This window comes from Magnetospirillum sp. 15-1 (assembly GCF_900184795.1).
In the GTDB taxonomy this organism is placed as follows: Bacteria; Pseudomonadota; Alphaproteobacteria; order Rhodospirillales; family Magnetospirillaceae; genus Phaeospirillum.
This window is the reverse complement of record NZ_FXXN01000025.1, coordinates 166,483-181,503: the sequence shown is the minus strand read 5'-3', so window position 1 is coordinate 181,503 and position 15,021 is coordinate 166,483. Positions and strand designations below refer to the sequence as shown.

Here is a 15,021-nt window from a genome sequence, read left to right as displayed (position 1 = left end):
CGGAAATCCACGACGGATATTGCCTTGGGCTAAGACGCCTACGCCCGCCTCTGGAACGCCGTAGCCGGGTCCGTTTAACTCAGATCGTCCATTCGCGCTTGAAGCCGCGAGCCTCCAGCCAATTCTCGACCTTCGTGGCCTCCTCGTGACGGAGCGCCATGCCGTTGCCGGTGAAGTGCATGTACACGGCGTTGCTGGGCGCGTCTTCGTCCCGAGCATCCAGCAGCGGTTCGAACACCGTCTGGAGCGCAGTGATGCGCGCACCGGCCTTGGTAGTGTCGGGACCGCGCGACCAAATCAAACAGGTCAGCGCGTCAAAGGCCCTTTCGGCATTAGCCATGCGCGACGGCACATGGATAATGTTCTCGACGATTTCGTGAACCAAAAACTCAGCAGCATCGCCGATCATTACTGTACTCACATTCTGTATTGTGTTTTGTGAAGCGCATAAAAAGTCTTCAGTTGATCGCTTCCATGTTTAAGACGCTAGCATACTTCCAAAAATGTGTGTTGATATTTTTTGACAACCTGGAGTTGTGCAAATAATTCCAGCAAGGATTTGTGATTAATTACCGCCACAACAAAATACCCGAGTAATGCCGGCTCCAAGCCTGCGATGTCTAGTTGCATCAATAATCCCGACCCTCCAAAAATATTTTTCCACCGATATATCAATGGGTTACGCGGCACGCCTTGCCAAAAAAATCGGCATTTTTCCTGCTTTTATGATTGTGAATCAATGGCTTGCCTTGCCACCCCTCCGCCTTCGCAACTTCACTTGACAACACAGCACCATACAGATCGTAGCTAAGCAGTAGCAATCAACAAGAGAGGTTGCCACTTTGGATGTATCGCAAAACACGATTGACGATTAGGACGGCCTACGCCGATCCGGTCGGCCCGCTGACCTTCGGGTATGGCTATTACCTGAGAACACCCGAGCAGCGCACCGCGCGGGCATACCATCGAGAAGAGCTAACAGCCACGAGCGGGGATGTCAGAGACGCCGCTAGCGGTACGCTCGTTCGCACCGTCGCAGGCCTTCCGAAGAAAGGTCGTTCCCCACTGTTTGGTTCAAGCGAGCCGAGCCCACAGGCGTTGTACCTGGACAGCTTGCCATTTCCCGCCTAGAGATATGGCTGAATTGCTGGTTCGCATTGATCGAGGCACTGCTACCGAGCTTTTCCTTCTATTCGATCCGTGTAAGCTGCACACAGTCCACCTTTCCCCCGAGAGGACGGCTTGCAGCGAGGCATCGTGCCGTTTTGAAAGAGCGGTCTGGTTGATGGGGAATTATGCGTAGCGCGGTCACCTCCAAACTCATGCCCCAACAGGTCGCCACTGCGGTCCTTTATCCTGTTATCTGGGTCTTGGCCCACAAGGCGGCGGTGGCAATGAATGTTGGCCCCGGTGTCAGCATCTGGTATCCGCCGGCCGGACTGACCTTCGCCTTTCTTCTTCGCTTTCCCCGGTTCTGGCCGCTGGCTTACGTGGGCATCGGCACTGTGGTGCTGCTCAGCCCCTATGCCGTCACCACGCCGGGCGCGTGGTTGTCGTGGCTGATCCCGCCGACCGGCTATGTGGTCGGCGTTGCGCTGCTACGGCGCTGGCTTAATAGCCCGCTGGACCTCAGCCGTCAGGCGCACATCCATCGCTTTATCGCGGCCTCTCTCGCCACCCCAGCCATCGTCGCGGCTATCAATGTCCTAAACTTCTGCGCCGATGGGACAATTCCATGGTCGGAATACGGCCCATTGGCAGCTCGCTTCTTCATTGGCGATGCGCTGGGCATTGTGACCTTGGCACCCATGCTGTTGTTGCTGAACCGTCCGTGGCGATCCCACTTCCGGCAAAAGGATGGGCGCGTGCTGTTCCTCGGCCTGCTGGCGACCGCCTTGATCCTGTACCTGGAGGTGGCGGAACTGCTGTTGGGGCATGATCAGGGGCGCTTTTCCTATTTCGTCATGCTGCCGGTGGCGTGGAACGCGGTGGCCTTCGGCGTGCTGGGCGCGGCCTTGTCCACCTTGCTCGCCAATATCTCGATCACGGCGGCCAGCTTGCTGCGGCCTGACCAAACAGTCTTGGCCGGTGCTCCTTATTTCATGCTGTCCATCGGCTATCTCAGCCTGATCCTCGCCGGGGCGATCGAGGACCGCGAAGGGGCGTTGCGCAAGCTGCGTAAGCAGGATCGCGCCTTGGACAAGGCGTACCGCCACTTCACTACCCACGAAACGGCGTCCAAGCTGGCGCACGAGATCAGGCAACCCCTGGCCTCGGCCTCCACTTATGCCCAGGCGCTGCACACCATGGCGGAGCGAGGAAACATCGATCCAGCGGAACTGCCAGAAATCACCGGACGACTGGAGCGCGAGGTGCAGCGGGTGCGCGAGATCATCTCCGCCAATCAGGCGCAATTAGACCAAGCCGCCGGCAGGCGAGAAGTGCTGCCGCTGGCGACGGTGATGGGTGATGTTGTGCCGCTGCTGCGCCAGATTTGCGACGATAGCGGCGCATCGGCCCAATTCGAGTTGGGCAGGTGCACTGCCAAGGTCTTGGGCGACCGCACCACCCTTCAGCAATTGGCGGTCAATCTGGTCCGCAATGCCTGCGAGGCTATGGTCGCTGTGCCCCAGCGGACCTTGTTGGTGGCGCTGACGGAAGAGAACGGCAAGGCGGTGTTGCGCGTTCGGGACAGCGGCCCCGGCTTCCAGGAAGAGACGTTGCGCAGCGGCCATGCACTGTTCGCGTCAGCCAAGCCCGGCGGCAGTGGCTTTGGCTTGCCTATCGCGCGGGCCATCTTGACCGCCCACGGCGGCGATCTGGAGATCGCCAACAACGCCGATGGCGGCGCCTGCGTCAACTGCTGGCTACCGGTCGCATCATGACTGAAGCGCCCTTTGTTGTTGCCGTCGTCAATGACGATATCAGCTTCCGTGAAGTGTCATAGCCCGGCGCGATGCACCCGGCGCTCCATTGAGGCCGGATCACCCAATGATGACCCGGCTAGATGACTTTTCGCCTCAGAACTTATAGGCAATGCCTACTCGGAACAGATTCTCCCGGGGAGCCAATTCATCCGGCTGACCGTTGGCGTCGAGATAGGTCATCTTCTCGTAGGCCGTGTGAGTGTACTCACCCCGCACCATCACCTTGTCGGTCATGGCGATCTCCATGCCGACGCCCATCCTGAGGCCCCAAAGCTCTTCCTCGCTGTGACGGCCTCGATTGCTTTTGTATTCCACGCCGCTGCGGACGGCTCCGACACGGCCATACAGCAGTGCGGTGTTGGTGATGCGATAGCCGCCCCGCAGGGACGCCCCATAGGTGTAATTCATGCCCCACCGATTCCGGGTGCCGTCGGCGACGTCTTCCTTCATCTCGTAGCCGTCCAGGTTGGCTTCCGCCTCGCCGCCGATATAGACCCGGCCGGGCATCCATCCGTATCCGGCGTACAGGCCGCCGGTAAAGCCGTGGGCGGGGCGGCTGTAGTAGAAGGTGTCGTTCTGCCTCTGGTCGCTCATCAGCTCCTTGGCGGATGCATCGCCGTAGCCGGATTGCAGGCCGACATAGAAGCCGCCGAAATCCACCGGCTTCTCGTTCTGCACGGTCGTGTCATCGATGCCGAAATGGTAGGCCACACCCAGGCGGGCCATGCCGATGGACGGTTCATAGGAATTGGTCGGCCGCGTGAAGGTCTCGAACTGGCTCCAGAGATATTCGCCGCGAACGCTGAATCCGCTGCCGACCGCCAGTTCTGTTCCGATACCGGCGTCCCAGCCATCCAGGGTTCGGGTGTCGTTGGTTCCGTCACCGGTAAATTTCAGCTTGAAGCGGCTTCGCAGGTAGTCGCCGCGTACATAGACCAGCGTGTCCCGTCGGGCCAGATAGCCAAGGCGTAGACCGCCGCCATAGGTGAACTCCTGCCGCAGGCTAAACGTGTTCGAGACGCTGGGATGCACCTCCAGCGTGGCGTCATTGTCGGTCTGAATCTTGAATTCGGGGGCCACGAACCAATTCCCGAACGCCTTGCCGTATCCGGCGAAGCCACCAGGGCGCGGCTCATTATAGGAGCCGAAATCCTGCGTATAGGTCTCGCTTGCCGTCGTTCCCCGATTGCTGCCTTGGTAGAGAGTTTGGCCGTAGCCAATATCCATGCCCGCGTAAGCCCCCTCAAGCGGGCCAGTACCGGCTTCGGCGCCCGTCGCCAGGAATAGGGCGCACGTCGCAAGCCCGGAGGTGGCGCCAAGCAGCTTCTTCATCGGAATCCCCTCTCGCATCAAAGAACAATATCAGCCCGCCGCCACCCCGGATAAGGAAGGCGCAAGCCCTTACGGAACGAATGCGTGCATCTCCGCCCCTCGCCCCAACAATAGAGGCAGGCTAAAGATGCATTGGGGTTTGGTGTATTGTGGAAAACTACGGATAGACGGGGGGGCCTCAGCCAAGTCGGGCAACAACGATTTTGGCCTTCCCATCGGGCATGACATCGTGCCGACTATGGCGCCTGCACGGCTGCTGTGGGCAGCATCTATTCAGCCAACTATTTTAGAATTTGCTCTTTGAGATTCCTGGCGTTCTCGCAGCGGCTGCGGCTGCCTTCCAGTACCATCTCGCGATTGATCCCGGGGAGGTTGATCACGGTATCCTGATAGACCAGATAGGACGCGCAATCGGCCTCGGCGAGGATTGACCAGCAGACGCTCCTCGCTTCTGGGTCGCCGTCGTTGTATTCGCGAATGGCATTGACCAGCAATTTATCATACCAATCCGCCTGCTGACGGAACTTCATGGTCGCCTGAACATCCGCTTCGGCTGTGATCTTCAGATTGATGTCTCGGTGGTACATATGCTGGCTGAGCCGCTCAATCAGCTGCTGATAGATGGGAGGAAGTCGCAGTCGCATGTTTTCGCAGGCGGCATTGGTCGCATAGGCTTTGCACGCTGTGAATAGCAACGCCACAACGGGCAGGCTGATCCCTAGACCAAACTTTCGCCTCACCCGTTGCCATCTTATGCTACCGACCGCGGATGGCGTCATAGGTCGCACTCCGGGGGTCATTGATGCTGCATTCCCTAGATACGGACGGACTGACACCATGCGAGGAAAAGCACTGGTCGAGAGCATTGGTCATGTCATTCATTGTCCAGCCGCGCTGAAGCCAGTCATCGGGAACTGCACCTCGGCAACCGCCTTGTGACAGCGCCTTTCTGGTCAGGTCAAAATACGTAGCGCATGGATCATATTTCGGCGCCTCTCCCTTTGTCGGTTTGTCAGCCTTCCTGTCACCTGAGAGCAGGCCATAGAGCACGGCAACGGCGAAGCTCAGAAGAAGAAATTTCCGCATGTTACCGTATCCGGAACTGTGGCCGATTATGGCCGCGTGGTGCCAAGGCTACCTGCACTTGATGTAGCTCGCGGTCGGCTTTCCGGCCTTGTTTTGCACGGTGGCGGTGATTTTTTCGCCCCCTTTGCCTCCGCTTACATGCTCAACTTCAAGTTTCCGACCATCGGCAAGGTCGAAATAGAGCGTCGTAAAGGTAACGGTCGTGCCGCCGGATTGCCGGTCCACAAAAGATATAGCCGTCTTCTGGTTGCCCATTCCGGTCTCGGTCACGGCATCCTTGGCGATAACAAAATCAGTCGTGCCAGCCTTGCAAGCTTTCGCATAGTTCCCGAGCATTTCACCATTATAGGTCCACCAGTTGCTTTCCTGGGCGAGGGCGGGCACAGCAAGCAGGGCACATGCCAAGCTAATCAACCACTTCATTGCGATTCTCCTTAAGGAAGTTGATGCCGCCTATTCATCGAAGCTGCTGCCTGCAATTTCCCCAAATCTGCTGCATCTGAAAGGAGATTTGGGGCAGGCTTGCCGATGCGGAAAGCTGGTATCGCCCCGTTATGGATGAATAAAGATCGAGTAACGTTTTCTGCATCTGCTCACAGACCAGTGCGCAGGTGCTGTTGCCGCTCTCGAGGCATTTATCTGCGATATTCTCCATGCTGGAATAGACAGATTGGGGGCGATTAAAATCCGGCTGATCCGCCGCCGCCACGGGATGGGCAATGGCCGCAGCACAAAGGCCCGCGATAGCTGCCAGTCTGGCTGATATCCACATCGCCGTTACCGCCGCTGCATCTGCTGCATGAGTTGGCGCTGCATTTCCTTCTGATCTTCCATGGCCTTACTCATCGCCTTGGCACCGTCTTCGGCGGCACGGTTGGTCACATAGACCGAATAGGCAAAAGAACCGCCAATAAGCAGCACCACGGCCACCAAGGCGACAATCATCTTCTGGACACCAGACATAGCGTTTCTCCGCGCTCCTCAATCACGACTTTTGCACGGTACTGGGCTGTGCTAGGAAGAGGTATAGTGGAAAATTACGGATAGACGGGAAGGCGAGACAGGAAATACGCGGCCTTGTGCAACTCAGACAAGCCACTCGCCGCCATCTTCTCGAAAACCCGCGAGCGATGGATTTCCGTTGTCCGGATACTGATCCCGAGTGTCTTTGCGACTTCCTTGGTCAGCTGTCCATCGATCATCAGCCAGAACACCTGCCGCTCTCGCTCGGTCAGCTGACCATAGCCCTTCATGGCGTTTACCGAACGCCCATGCTCACGGCATTGCCGCCGATGCGCAGTGCAAGCCGCCGCGACGGAGGCGATCAGCTTATCGTTGTCCACCGGCTTTTCGATGAAGCCCGCCGCGCCAAGCTGTACTGCTTTGACAGCGGTGGGGATGTCGCCATGGCCTGAGATCATCAGGACGGGCGCATCATGGCCGCGCTGCCGTGCCACCACGAAGGTGTCGATGCCGCACGCCCCGTCCAGGCGCAGGTCGAGCAGCACGCAGCCGATGGATGCAGAGTCATGGCCGTCGATGAAGGACGGGGCATCGCCATAGCTCCGCACCATGTAGCCGTTAGCTGTGAGCAGCCAACCGATCGCATCCCGGAATCCGGCATCATCATCAATGACTGCGACGACGAAAGGCTGTTCTGGCGGCATCTCGACCTTATCCCCCTCGCGCGACCGGCACGACCGGACGCGAATATGTACTTCTGTATGTTTCATTAGGTTTCTGCCGCCCAGAGGCGCGGCCGCCAAGGCGAGGCGTTTTGCCCAGCCGGAAATGTGCAAGGACGCACATGGAAGAAATCAGGCGGCAGCACCTTGGATTTCATTGCTGAACACCGGGCCTTGTCTTATTTACAAACATACATTTTCTTATGTTATGGCTATGCCATTGAAATAACGCATAGATCAACGCCGTTGCGACTTCGGGCGTTTGTCACATATAACGTTTTACACGAATGCGTTGATTTCTCAAGGTTCCAGCCATGAAACAGGCCAAGGTCCTGAGCGAGAGCGAACTGAAGCGCGTGCTGGCCATCATCGCCGGCCGGAAGCACGCGGCCCGCAACCGTGCCGCCCTGATGCTCAGTTTCTATGCCGGCATGCGAGTCGGCGAGATCGCCGCCTTGACCGTCAAGGACGTGCTGGACGGTGAGGGGCGGGTCAAGGATCAAATCCTGCTGCGGGGCGCCATCACCAAGACCGGCGAGGCGCGGGCCGTGTTCGTGGGCGACAAGCTGCGCAAGGAACTGGAACGCTACATGGCCGCGCTGAAGGTGGCCCATCCCTCCGGCGACACCCCGTTCCTGTTGACGCAGAAGCAGACGGCATTCTCGCCCAATACACTGTGCCAGTTGTTCACCCATCTCTACGCGGCGGCGGGCATCGACGGCGCCAGTAGCCACAGCGGGCGACGCTGGTTCATCACCCGGCTCGCCCATTCCGGCGTATCGGCCAAGGTGATCATGACCCTGGCCGGGCACCGCCACCTCAGCACCACGCAACGCTATATCGAGGTCAACGACGCCATGATGCGGGCGGCGGTGGAAATCCTCTGAATGGGAGCGCCGCTAAATACCGTGGTCATCAACACTGCGGATATCGAGGCGCTTTCATGAACATCACCACCACCGACGACGTTACGGCTGCAGCACGCCGATTTCTCCACCTATGGATCACCATGCTGGGGCTGACTGATAGGCCCGACCGCACTCATGTCGAACAACTGGTCAAGGATGCCTACCGCGCCGCCGGGCTTCATCATCCGCGCCGTATCGTCTGGTGCTCGTCACCGCTGGCTATGACCTGGGTGAGGTCCATCACCACTGATATCTGGCAGGAGCAGGTCGGGCAGGATGTCAGATCCTTGCTGATCCAAGATCCCCTGCGGAGAACCTGGCCCGGCATCCTGCGGAAGATGAGCCGCGAGTTCCGCCAGGACCTGCGGACATGCCTTGAAGGCGGCCTCAAGGATGCCGTGAGAGCCAGGGAGCAAGCCCTGTGGGACGCGCTGGCCGACGCCGTGGTCATGCCATTCGATGACATGGGCCCCGGACTCCAGGCCGCCATCGTGGAGTCCCTGGAGAGCTGTGGCCTGCGGCAAACGGCTGCCATCCGGGACAATTACGGTAGCGGGGGCGTCATCCGGGGACAGGTGGAGGATCACGCGATCACCTTGGCGTTCCTGCGCAGACGGTTGGGGCTGGTGGCCGAAACCCAGCCCATAGAGCCGCTGATCGCCTTGCTGCAAGACGCGCATGCCTTCATCGCCCATGAGAATGTCTGCTGGATATCGGAACCGCCAACGGTGGTTGCCGATGATTGCCTGCGATACGGAGACGGCTGGACGATTCCCATCAGCGAGACGCTGCGGGCGTGGACCAGGGAGTGGGCCAACGGCACCCCTGCTGTGGAGGCGTAATGGCACTGCTCTATCTTGATATCGACGGTGTGTTGCTGCGCTCGGCCACGCCCGGAGCGGTGTGGAACGCGGGATGGGAAATCGCCCCGCATGCAGGGGAGTTCTTGCGTTGGGCCATTGAGCGCCACACGCCCTACTGGCTGACCACTCGCGACCGCTCGGGAATGCATGTCGGTATCATCAGGGCGTTCCGTGAATGCCGGAATTGGGATAATGCCCTGGATTCGCGGTTACTCCCGGTAACGCCGCTGCAGTGGGACGCTTCCAAGGCAGCGGCCATCGACATGGAAGCGGACTTCTACTGGATCGATGACAACCCCGATTCGTTCGACCTCATGCTGCTGGAACAGCATGGCCGTCGTGACCGCTGGATCGAGGCGAACACGGATGTGTTTCCCAATGCCCTGCCAGCGGTCATGACCATCATCGATACGCTCGCTGATATCTAGTCAGCACAAATTGACCATTGGATTGCTGCGTATGCGGCAACTTCTGACGAGCGCCATCATAAGTAGCAGCATACGCAGCGATTTGGAGACAGGCGTGATTTTCATCGAAGTTTATGACGCCCTTAAACACGCAAAAGGAGCGTCATGAGCGACCAACACAGTCTTGCAGTACTTCTTATGCAGGCGAATCACTATGACCGGCAGGCCGCCCTGCTGGCACGGGAGGGGCGCATGAACGAAGCTGAAGAAGCCCACCGGGAAGCTATTACCGCATGGCGGGATATCGCCAAAGTACCCCAAGCAGCGCAGCATTAAGCTTACTTGCCATAAGGCAGCCAATATCCCAGCACTGACACGCCACTCACCTTGGCGGCAAATCTCAGGCGGGGGCAATGCGGATACGGCAGAGCTATCAGCACGCTCACTCCAATATGCTGAATGATTTTAGCAAGAAGATGGGGGCGAATTGCTGGGACACTATGGCAGTAGTAATGCCGTTGTTTCGCCCTTAGCAAATGGGCCGTTGCTCGGAAATTTAGCCTCCAGTACGCTCGAGAGGCACCCAACTCTTAGGGGCAATATCTGAGCAGCTTGGGGGGGGATGCGTTATGCTGGACAGAGCGACGGAAGCGATTGTCATGGGCTTGACCACGGCAATTCGTAGAATGCCCAAAGGGTTCTACGACAGCTTCGACTTTACACGCACAGGCAATAACCTTTGCCACTCGGTGACGTTGGGCGCGCTGGCTAGTGTGGTCTCCTCCATCAAGGGGGTAGCCTATGTTGGCATAGATGTTCGTCTCAACCGTGATGGCTTGAAGTTCCAACCGGATATCGTTGGCTTCGGAGAAGACGGCGACCACGCCGTCTATGTAGATTTCGAGAGCCCCAACAGCAGCGATGCCCGTGTGCCGTGGAAGGACGTGGACGCTTATCTGAGTTGGTCGGGACCAAAGCTGGAAACCCCTTACATCGTGGTCACGTCACTCCCTGACCGGGAAACTTCCACGTGGGAACTCCGCTGGACGGCGGACGGATACTACAACGCGGATCACAAAGAACGACGATCCGAGATCAGAGCCAACCCATTCCGTTATTGGTCTGAGGCCTGGCGTACCGCAATGGCCGGTTGGGATCTGTCTACGGTCGCAATCATCAATATCAATGGCAAGAAGGTCGCACAGGCCAGCCTATAAGGTTGGCATGCCACCTACGGAGGTCGCCGTGTTCGTATTGTCAGGCGTTATTGGGATTGGGTTCTTGGTGCTCGGCACCGTATGGATGGTGCTGGATTTCATTGATAAAGAATTTTGGGGAGGAGCATCGTATTTTTTGGCCGGCCTGTCGGGTTTTGTATTGGTTGCGTTCTGGCGGGAGGTAGCCAAAGGCGAATTTATCGGCAGGTATGTCGTATCAAGGCTCTGCGCCCTTCTTGGTATTCTGGCCGTCTTTCGCGAACATCCTGGGTTCAATATGTGCCTCGTTGAGGCAAACGCCGAATTAGCTGGCGTTGCCACGTCGATGATGAGGATGCCTGTCCGCCACGCGGCAAGACCTGATGGAGATGAGCTTCGGATGCTCATCCGGTGTTCTACCCAACCGCAATTCAACCTCTCTGATGCTGCGTCGTCTCTGTTCAAGGCGCTTTACCTTGAACCTGAGTACTCCATCATCGAGAGGCTCGGTGGTAAGCCACAGCCACCACATGATGATTGCGCGGATGCATACAAGGAGTTGCGTGACAACATCCTCTCGATCCGCCCAGGCATAGAAGAGAAGTTTCCTTGCCTTAAGCGCATAACGGCTGAGCCGAGCCTGCCCCAAGAGCAATAGCACTCTACTTGCGGCTCACGAAACTGTCGTGCATAGGGCCATACATGGTCGATAAACCTGGATCAATGCCCTGCGCCAACCTCTCCAGTGTCCTCAGGAGGAGCAAAGGAAAACGGCAATGGCTGGATATCGGCAAGCTTCGTGGTCGACTCCGCACCATCAGCATACGTATGGATCAGCGCATTCGCTTCGGTATCGTATTCCGTGGTTTCAGGCAGGAAATCGCTCAGCTTATAGGGGTTCTCCGCCGCAAGTTTGCTCAACCGCTGTAGCTCGTAGTAAACCGCATCAACCAGTATCACGTAAGCACTGCGGTTCTTGATATTTCTAAAATTTCCGTATGGACCGATCCCGGCCAGCATGACACGCGACATGGCAGGAAACCAACCTTCCATGTTCTCCTTCAGCTTTGCCACAATCTTGAGTGCAACCCGCTGCTGAAGCGGGTCCATTCCTGCTGGCTCGTCCTCATAAAATGGAAACAGGGTGTGAAGTGTGCCGCTGACGTGCGACCAGAAGGGATCGTTTACGCCTTCGAATGAGTTCGCAATGGTCTCCAGCGATTTGGACGTCAGTTCCGCGACGGCTTCGATAATATTGCCACGACCGTAGCAGTCTGCGCCCCGCCTGTAGAGGTCGTAAATTCGATCAGCCGTGAGCGTTGCGAGATGGTTCCGCGTGATTTTAATGAGCGCATCAACCCCGGAATCGGCTTCAATACTGAGGCCGACCTCAAGGTTATTCGCACGCTTCATCTTGCTCAGTTCCCGAAAAACGTGTTCGTAAACATCCTGAAGGTGGGAAAAATTACGACCAGACCAGTAGCTACTTTCTTCCAATGCGGCCTTCAAGCTCAGTTCGGCGGCGGCGTTCAACCGCATCATCATGGCTCTTGTTGGAGTGCCGAGACTACCGAAGCGAATGCCTGCAAACGGCTCGTAGGTCTGCGCAATGAAATGGTCGCCAAACAGGCTTTCCGATAGGACGGGAGCTACGCTGAAGCCGCCATAGCCAACCTCACGGGACATCATACTCTGATCGAGCAGAATCGTTTGGAGCGCCAATTCCTGCACGAAGCGTTCAGCATGGCGAGAATTTAGACGCTCTCTGGCAAGAGAGTTCATAATATCCGCTGCCAGCCAAGGGGAAAATGTAACGAGTGAGGCGCAAAATTTATGGTCAGATATTATGCCGAGAAACGATGCTGCATATCGGCCATCTTTGATTTTCGCTCGGCAACGAAATTCCATAAAGGCACTGAACTCACGGCCATCCCCGATAAAATTCGCCACGCGAATGAGAGTGGGCAGGTTACGCGCAAGATCTCCCGCGAAATCCACGCAATCTCGTTCATTGCCTTCCGCCAGCAGCGCAGCACCAGCACGGACAAACCGTTCGACGGCCCCTTCTCGGATTGTGATCGGCGCCAAAGACCCAAATGCCAGGAAGGCATAGGCCGTGACAAACAATAGGGTGCCGAGAAATTCCCAGAAGAGCGGATGACCTATGATCGCAACGCGGGGGATTGGGAACTGAGGAAGAAGTGCGGCCATCGCGATTGGCAAGGTTCCGGCAAAAACCAAAGCGTAAATCGTGATCAAAGAGATACGGCGCACCTTTAATCGGAGCAGATAGATAGGCTTGAGAAATTGGGGGACGATCAACGTTACGCCAAGCGCAGCGACGACATCGCCGAGCGTGAAGTAGACATTAGCCGCGTTTGCGGGGTCGTAAGCGCAGCCTTCCAGCGACAACCCCAGACAGCTCAACATGGTGGCCCTATTCTCTATATCTCACCGCCGCAACTACGGAGGGTCGCAGAGCACGCAGAAAGGGTCTACCCAAATCTGATTTGTCATGGACCTGCCGTGCATGAGACACGCACGGCAGCGAAAGCCTACTTGTTGGCCTTCTTCCGTGAAGCCAGTGCCGCGTTCATCGCAGCATCCAGTTCACCTGCCTTCACGGCTTCGACCACCGTCTGGATCGTCGGAACGAGCTTGTCCTTGGTGCCGACCTCGATCGCGTTCTGATCCTTGGCGAGGCTCAGCACGGTGTTGGCGTAGCGAAGCTCAAGAAACCACTTGCCGCTAAGGTCGTGCCAGTACCAGGGGCGCAGGCGCTTGTCGCGCTCGACGGTCACGGCGCTGCCGTCGTCATTCTTCTTGGTCACGGTGCGAGTAGCCGTATAGGAGCGACATTCGATGAGGGCGGTGGCCATCGCCAACTGCTCGGTTAGGTGCGCAACCATGCGGTTGCGCATACGCTCCTCCGGGGTCTCCTCGACTGGCTTGCGGGAGGCATTGGCGAGCTTCAGCTTGGTCAGGGCAGACATCGGTCGTTCTCCGTGTGTTTCCACTGAACACACGCTAACAACCGATTCTCAGAAATTCTGCCGATTTATCTTTGAAAATCATCACCGTAGATTGTTGCGAAAACATACTGTAGGCTGCATATGCCTAGCCATGGGTGGGTTGTTGAGGGTGCTGCAATACAGACTTGGATGCTTAAGATTATCAGCGGAGAGCATGCGTGGCGCGAAGACCTGGGAATACATTGGAGAAGTGGGAAGTTGCCATCGTTAAGGCGATGCTGGCGAAGAAGTACGTACCACAGGATATTCAGGCCTATTTTTCAAGGCCCACGCGCTCTATCAATCATGCTCGCATCTCTGAAATACGCGACGAGGCAAAGCACAAGGGCGTTAAAGCCGCCTCTGAAGCTGAACTTGATAGTTTCTTAGATGCTTGGCCAAATATCGATCCGGTAACAGGCCTGCACCTCCAGGGGGATGAGCTCCTCGTCAAAGCACGAGAGGCGATGATCGCAGCGGTTCACACATTTAATAGTGCAGGACTATATTTTAGGGCAGAGTTATTCATCGTCACCAGCATTATCGCCTGGACATATTTGTTGCACGCACACTACAAACGAGAAGGCGTAGACTATCGGCACAAGAAGGGCGGTATTGTCGAAAAAACGCCAGCCGGTGCAGATAAATACTGGGAACTCGGCCAGTGCCTAGCCCATGGGAAGTGCCCCTTGGACAAGGGTGTCGTCAATAACCTGAAGTTCCTGACCGAGATTCGCCACGAAATCGAGCATCGGTCCACAAATAGGATCGATGACGCCCTGAGCGCCAAGCTCCAGGCCTGCTGCATCAATTTCAACGATACGATCAAGGCGCTATTCGGGAATGAATTCGCACTTGAGAAGAGACTGCCGATTGCATTGCAGTTTGTGACATTTAATGGTTCGCAGAGAGCCAGCCTGATAGGAGCAAATCTTCCTCAACACATTGCCACCGCGATGGACAATTTCCATAACGGGCTAACCGAGGACGAGCAGAAAGATACGCAATTCAGATACCGAGTAGCTTTCATTCCGAAGGTCTCAGGCAAAGCCTCGAAAGCCGACCTCGCCGTCGAATTTATCAAACCGGGGTCGCCAGAAGCTGAAGCCGTCGAGCGAGTCCTGCTTAAGGAAGTTGAGCGACCGAAGTATCTGCCCTCTGAGATTGTTAAGAAGGCAAATGCGGCTGGCTATCCAGCGTTCAGCATGTACGACCACACCCTGCTTGCGAGACAACTCGATGCGCGCGCGCCCGGCAAGGGCTTTGGCGTTATGGTTGCTAAGGCTTGGTATTGGTATGAGAATTGGTTCGAGAAGGTGATGGAGAAGCTAGCGGAGGGATGGGCGCGCCCCTAGCCGGCTGCTCTGTATTACCGGAGGTAACGCCTATCTACTCTTCGCCCTCTCCATCAGCCACACATCGGCGAACTCCGACGCCCGGCTCTTGGTGTTGTCGTGGCCGTAATGGCGGCAAACCATCTCGGGGCTGGTGCCGAGATTGAGCACCACCAGCCGCACATCCTGCGGGGCAGTTTGCTGGCGAGCTTAAATGATGTAAGTTCGCAGGAAGAAGCAGCGCCAATGCGCACAGCACACTTTGCAGCACA

18 protein-coding genes are annotated in these 15,021 nt (G+C 57.1%); 8 read left to right on the top strand and 10 right to left on the bottom strand.

Annotated elements, in window-relative coordinates; all coding sequences use genetic code 11:
• Positions 1-79: 79 nt before the first annotated feature.
• Positions 80-409, bottom strand: coding sequence for a hypothetical protein (locus CP958_RS13775; RefSeq protein ID WP_096702522.1), 330 nt, complete (start codon positions 407-409; stop codon positions 80-82).
• Between the two features lie 886 nt (positions 410-1,295).
• Here CP958_RS13775 and CP958_RS13770 point away from each other — a divergent pair.
• Positions 1,296-2,885, top strand: coding sequence for an MASE1 domain-containing protein (locus CP958_RS13770; RefSeq protein WP_096702521.1), 1,590 nt, complete (start codon positions 1,296-1,298; stop codon positions 2,883-2,885).
• 135 nt (positions 2,886-3,020) lie between these two features.
• Here CP958_RS13770 and CP958_RS13765 read toward each other — a convergent pair whose 3' ends face one another.
• The 6 genes from CP958_RS13765 to CP958_RS27350 form a co-directional block, all read right to left on the bottom strand.
• A complete protein-coding gene (locus CP958_RS13765) occupies positions 3,021-4,259 on the bottom strand; it encodes an outer membrane beta-barrel protein (protein ID WP_170958977.1) in 1,239 nt (412 codons plus the stop codon).
• A 281-nt stretch (positions 4,260-4,540) separates the two neighbouring features.
• Entirely contained in the window at positions 4,541-4,999 is a 459-nt protein-coding gene (locus tag CP958_RS13760; RefSeq protein WP_141400524.1) for a hypothetical protein, read from the bottom strand.
• Positions 5,000-5,393: 394 nt separating this feature from the next.
• Entirely contained in the window at positions 5,394-5,768 is a 375-nt protein-coding gene (locus CP958_RS13755; RefSeq protein ID WP_096702518.1) for a hypothetical protein, read from the bottom strand.
• A 34-nt stretch (positions 5,769-5,802) separates the two neighbouring features.
• Positions 5,803-6,117 carry a hypothetical protein gene (locus CP958_RS25940; RefSeq protein ID WP_141400523.1) on the bottom strand — a complete coding sequence of 105 codons (315 nt, stop codon included), beginning with the start codon at positions 6,115-6,117 and terminating at the stop codon, positions 5,803-5,805.
• Between the two features lie 5 nt (positions 6,118-6,122).
• Complete coding sequence (locus tag CP958_RS13745; protein WP_096702516.1) at positions 6,123-6,308, bottom strand: hypothetical protein; 186 nt, start codon at positions 6,306-6,308, stop codon at positions 6,123-6,125.
• A gap of 74 nt (positions 6,309-6,382) precedes the next feature.
• Positions 6,383-7,012: a response regulator gene (locus CP958_RS27350; RefSeq protein ID WP_170958976.1), complete on the bottom strand. Its 630-nt coding sequence runs from the start codon at positions 7,010-7,012 to the stop codon at positions 6,383-6,385.
• A gap of 332 nt (positions 7,013-7,344) precedes the next feature.
• Here CP958_RS27350 and CP958_RS13735 point away from each other — a divergent pair, with 332 nt between their 5' ends.
• The 6 genes from CP958_RS13735 to CP958_RS13715 all read left to right on the top strand — a co-directional run bounded on the left by CP958_RS13735 (position 7,345) and on the right by CP958_RS13715 (position 11,062).
• Positions 7,345-7,917 (top strand): site-specific integrase, encoded by a 573-nt coding sequence (locus tag CP958_RS13735; RefSeq protein WP_096702514.1) that lies wholly within the window; start codon positions 7,345-7,347, stop codon positions 7,915-7,917.
• Positions 7,918-7,973: 56 nt separating this feature from the next.
• Positions 7,974-8,780, top strand: a complete 807-nt coding sequence (locus CP958_RS13730; protein ID WP_096702513.1) for a hypothetical protein — start codon at positions 7,974-7,976, stop codon at positions 8,778-8,780.
• The gene (locus CP958_RS13725; RefSeq protein ID WP_096702512.1) at positions 8,780-9,229 is read left to right on the top strand and encodes a hypothetical protein; all 450 of its coding nucleotides are present in this window, start codon (positions 8,780-8,782) and stop codon (positions 9,227-9,229) included. The genes CP958_RS13730 and CP958_RS13725 overlap by 1 nt, the downstream gene beginning before the upstream one ends.
• A 144-nt stretch (positions 9,230-9,373) precedes the next feature.
• The gene (locus tag CP958_RS26435) at positions 9,374-9,544 is read left to right on the top strand and encodes a hypothetical protein (protein ID WP_170958975.1); all 171 of its coding nucleotides are present in this window, start codon (positions 9,374-9,376) and stop codon (positions 9,542-9,544) included.
• A gap of 293 nt (positions 9,545-9,837) precedes the next feature.
• On the top strand, positions 9,838-10,425 hold the full coding sequence (locus tag CP958_RS13720; protein WP_141400521.1) for a hypothetical protein: 588 nt from the start codon (positions 9,838-9,840) through the stop codon (positions 10,423-10,425).
• Positions 10,426-10,489: 64 nt separating this feature from the next.
• Positions 10,490-11,062: a hypothetical protein gene (locus CP958_RS13715; protein WP_170958974.1), complete on the top strand. Its 573-nt coding sequence runs from the start codon at positions 10,490-10,492 to the stop codon at positions 11,060-11,062.
• A 62-nt stretch (positions 11,063-11,124) separates the two neighbouring features.
• On the opposite strand, the gene CP958_RS13710 is transcribed toward CP958_RS13715, so the two are convergent.
• Positions 11,125-12,834 carry a hypothetical protein gene (locus CP958_RS13710; protein WP_141400519.1) on the bottom strand — a complete coding sequence of 570 codons (1,710 nt, stop codon included), beginning with the start codon at positions 12,832-12,834 and terminating at the stop codon, positions 11,125-11,127.
• A gap of 125 nt (positions 12,835-12,959) precedes the next feature.
• A complete protein-coding gene (locus CP958_RS13705) occupies positions 12,960-13,397 on the bottom strand; it encodes a DUF6641 family protein (RefSeq protein WP_096702508.1) in 438 nt (145 codons plus the stop codon).
• Positions 13,398-13,594: 197 nt separating this feature from the next.
• On the opposite strand from CP958_RS13705, the gene CP958_RS13700 reads away from it, so the two are divergent.
• A complete protein-coding gene (locus CP958_RS13700; protein ID WP_096702507.1) occupies positions 13,595-14,770 on the top strand; it encodes a DUF3644 domain-containing protein in 1,176 nt (391 codons plus the stop codon).
• A gap of 30 nt (positions 14,771-14,800) precedes the next feature.
• Here CP958_RS13700 and CP958_RS27345 read toward each other — a convergent pair whose 3' ends face one another.
• Positions 14,801-14,923 carry a hypothetical protein gene (locus CP958_RS27345; RefSeq protein WP_277948881.1) on the bottom strand — a complete coding sequence of 41 codons (123 nt, stop codon included), beginning with the start codon at positions 14,921-14,923 and terminating at the stop codon, positions 14,801-14,803.
• Positions 14,924-15,021 lie beyond the last annotated feature (98 nt).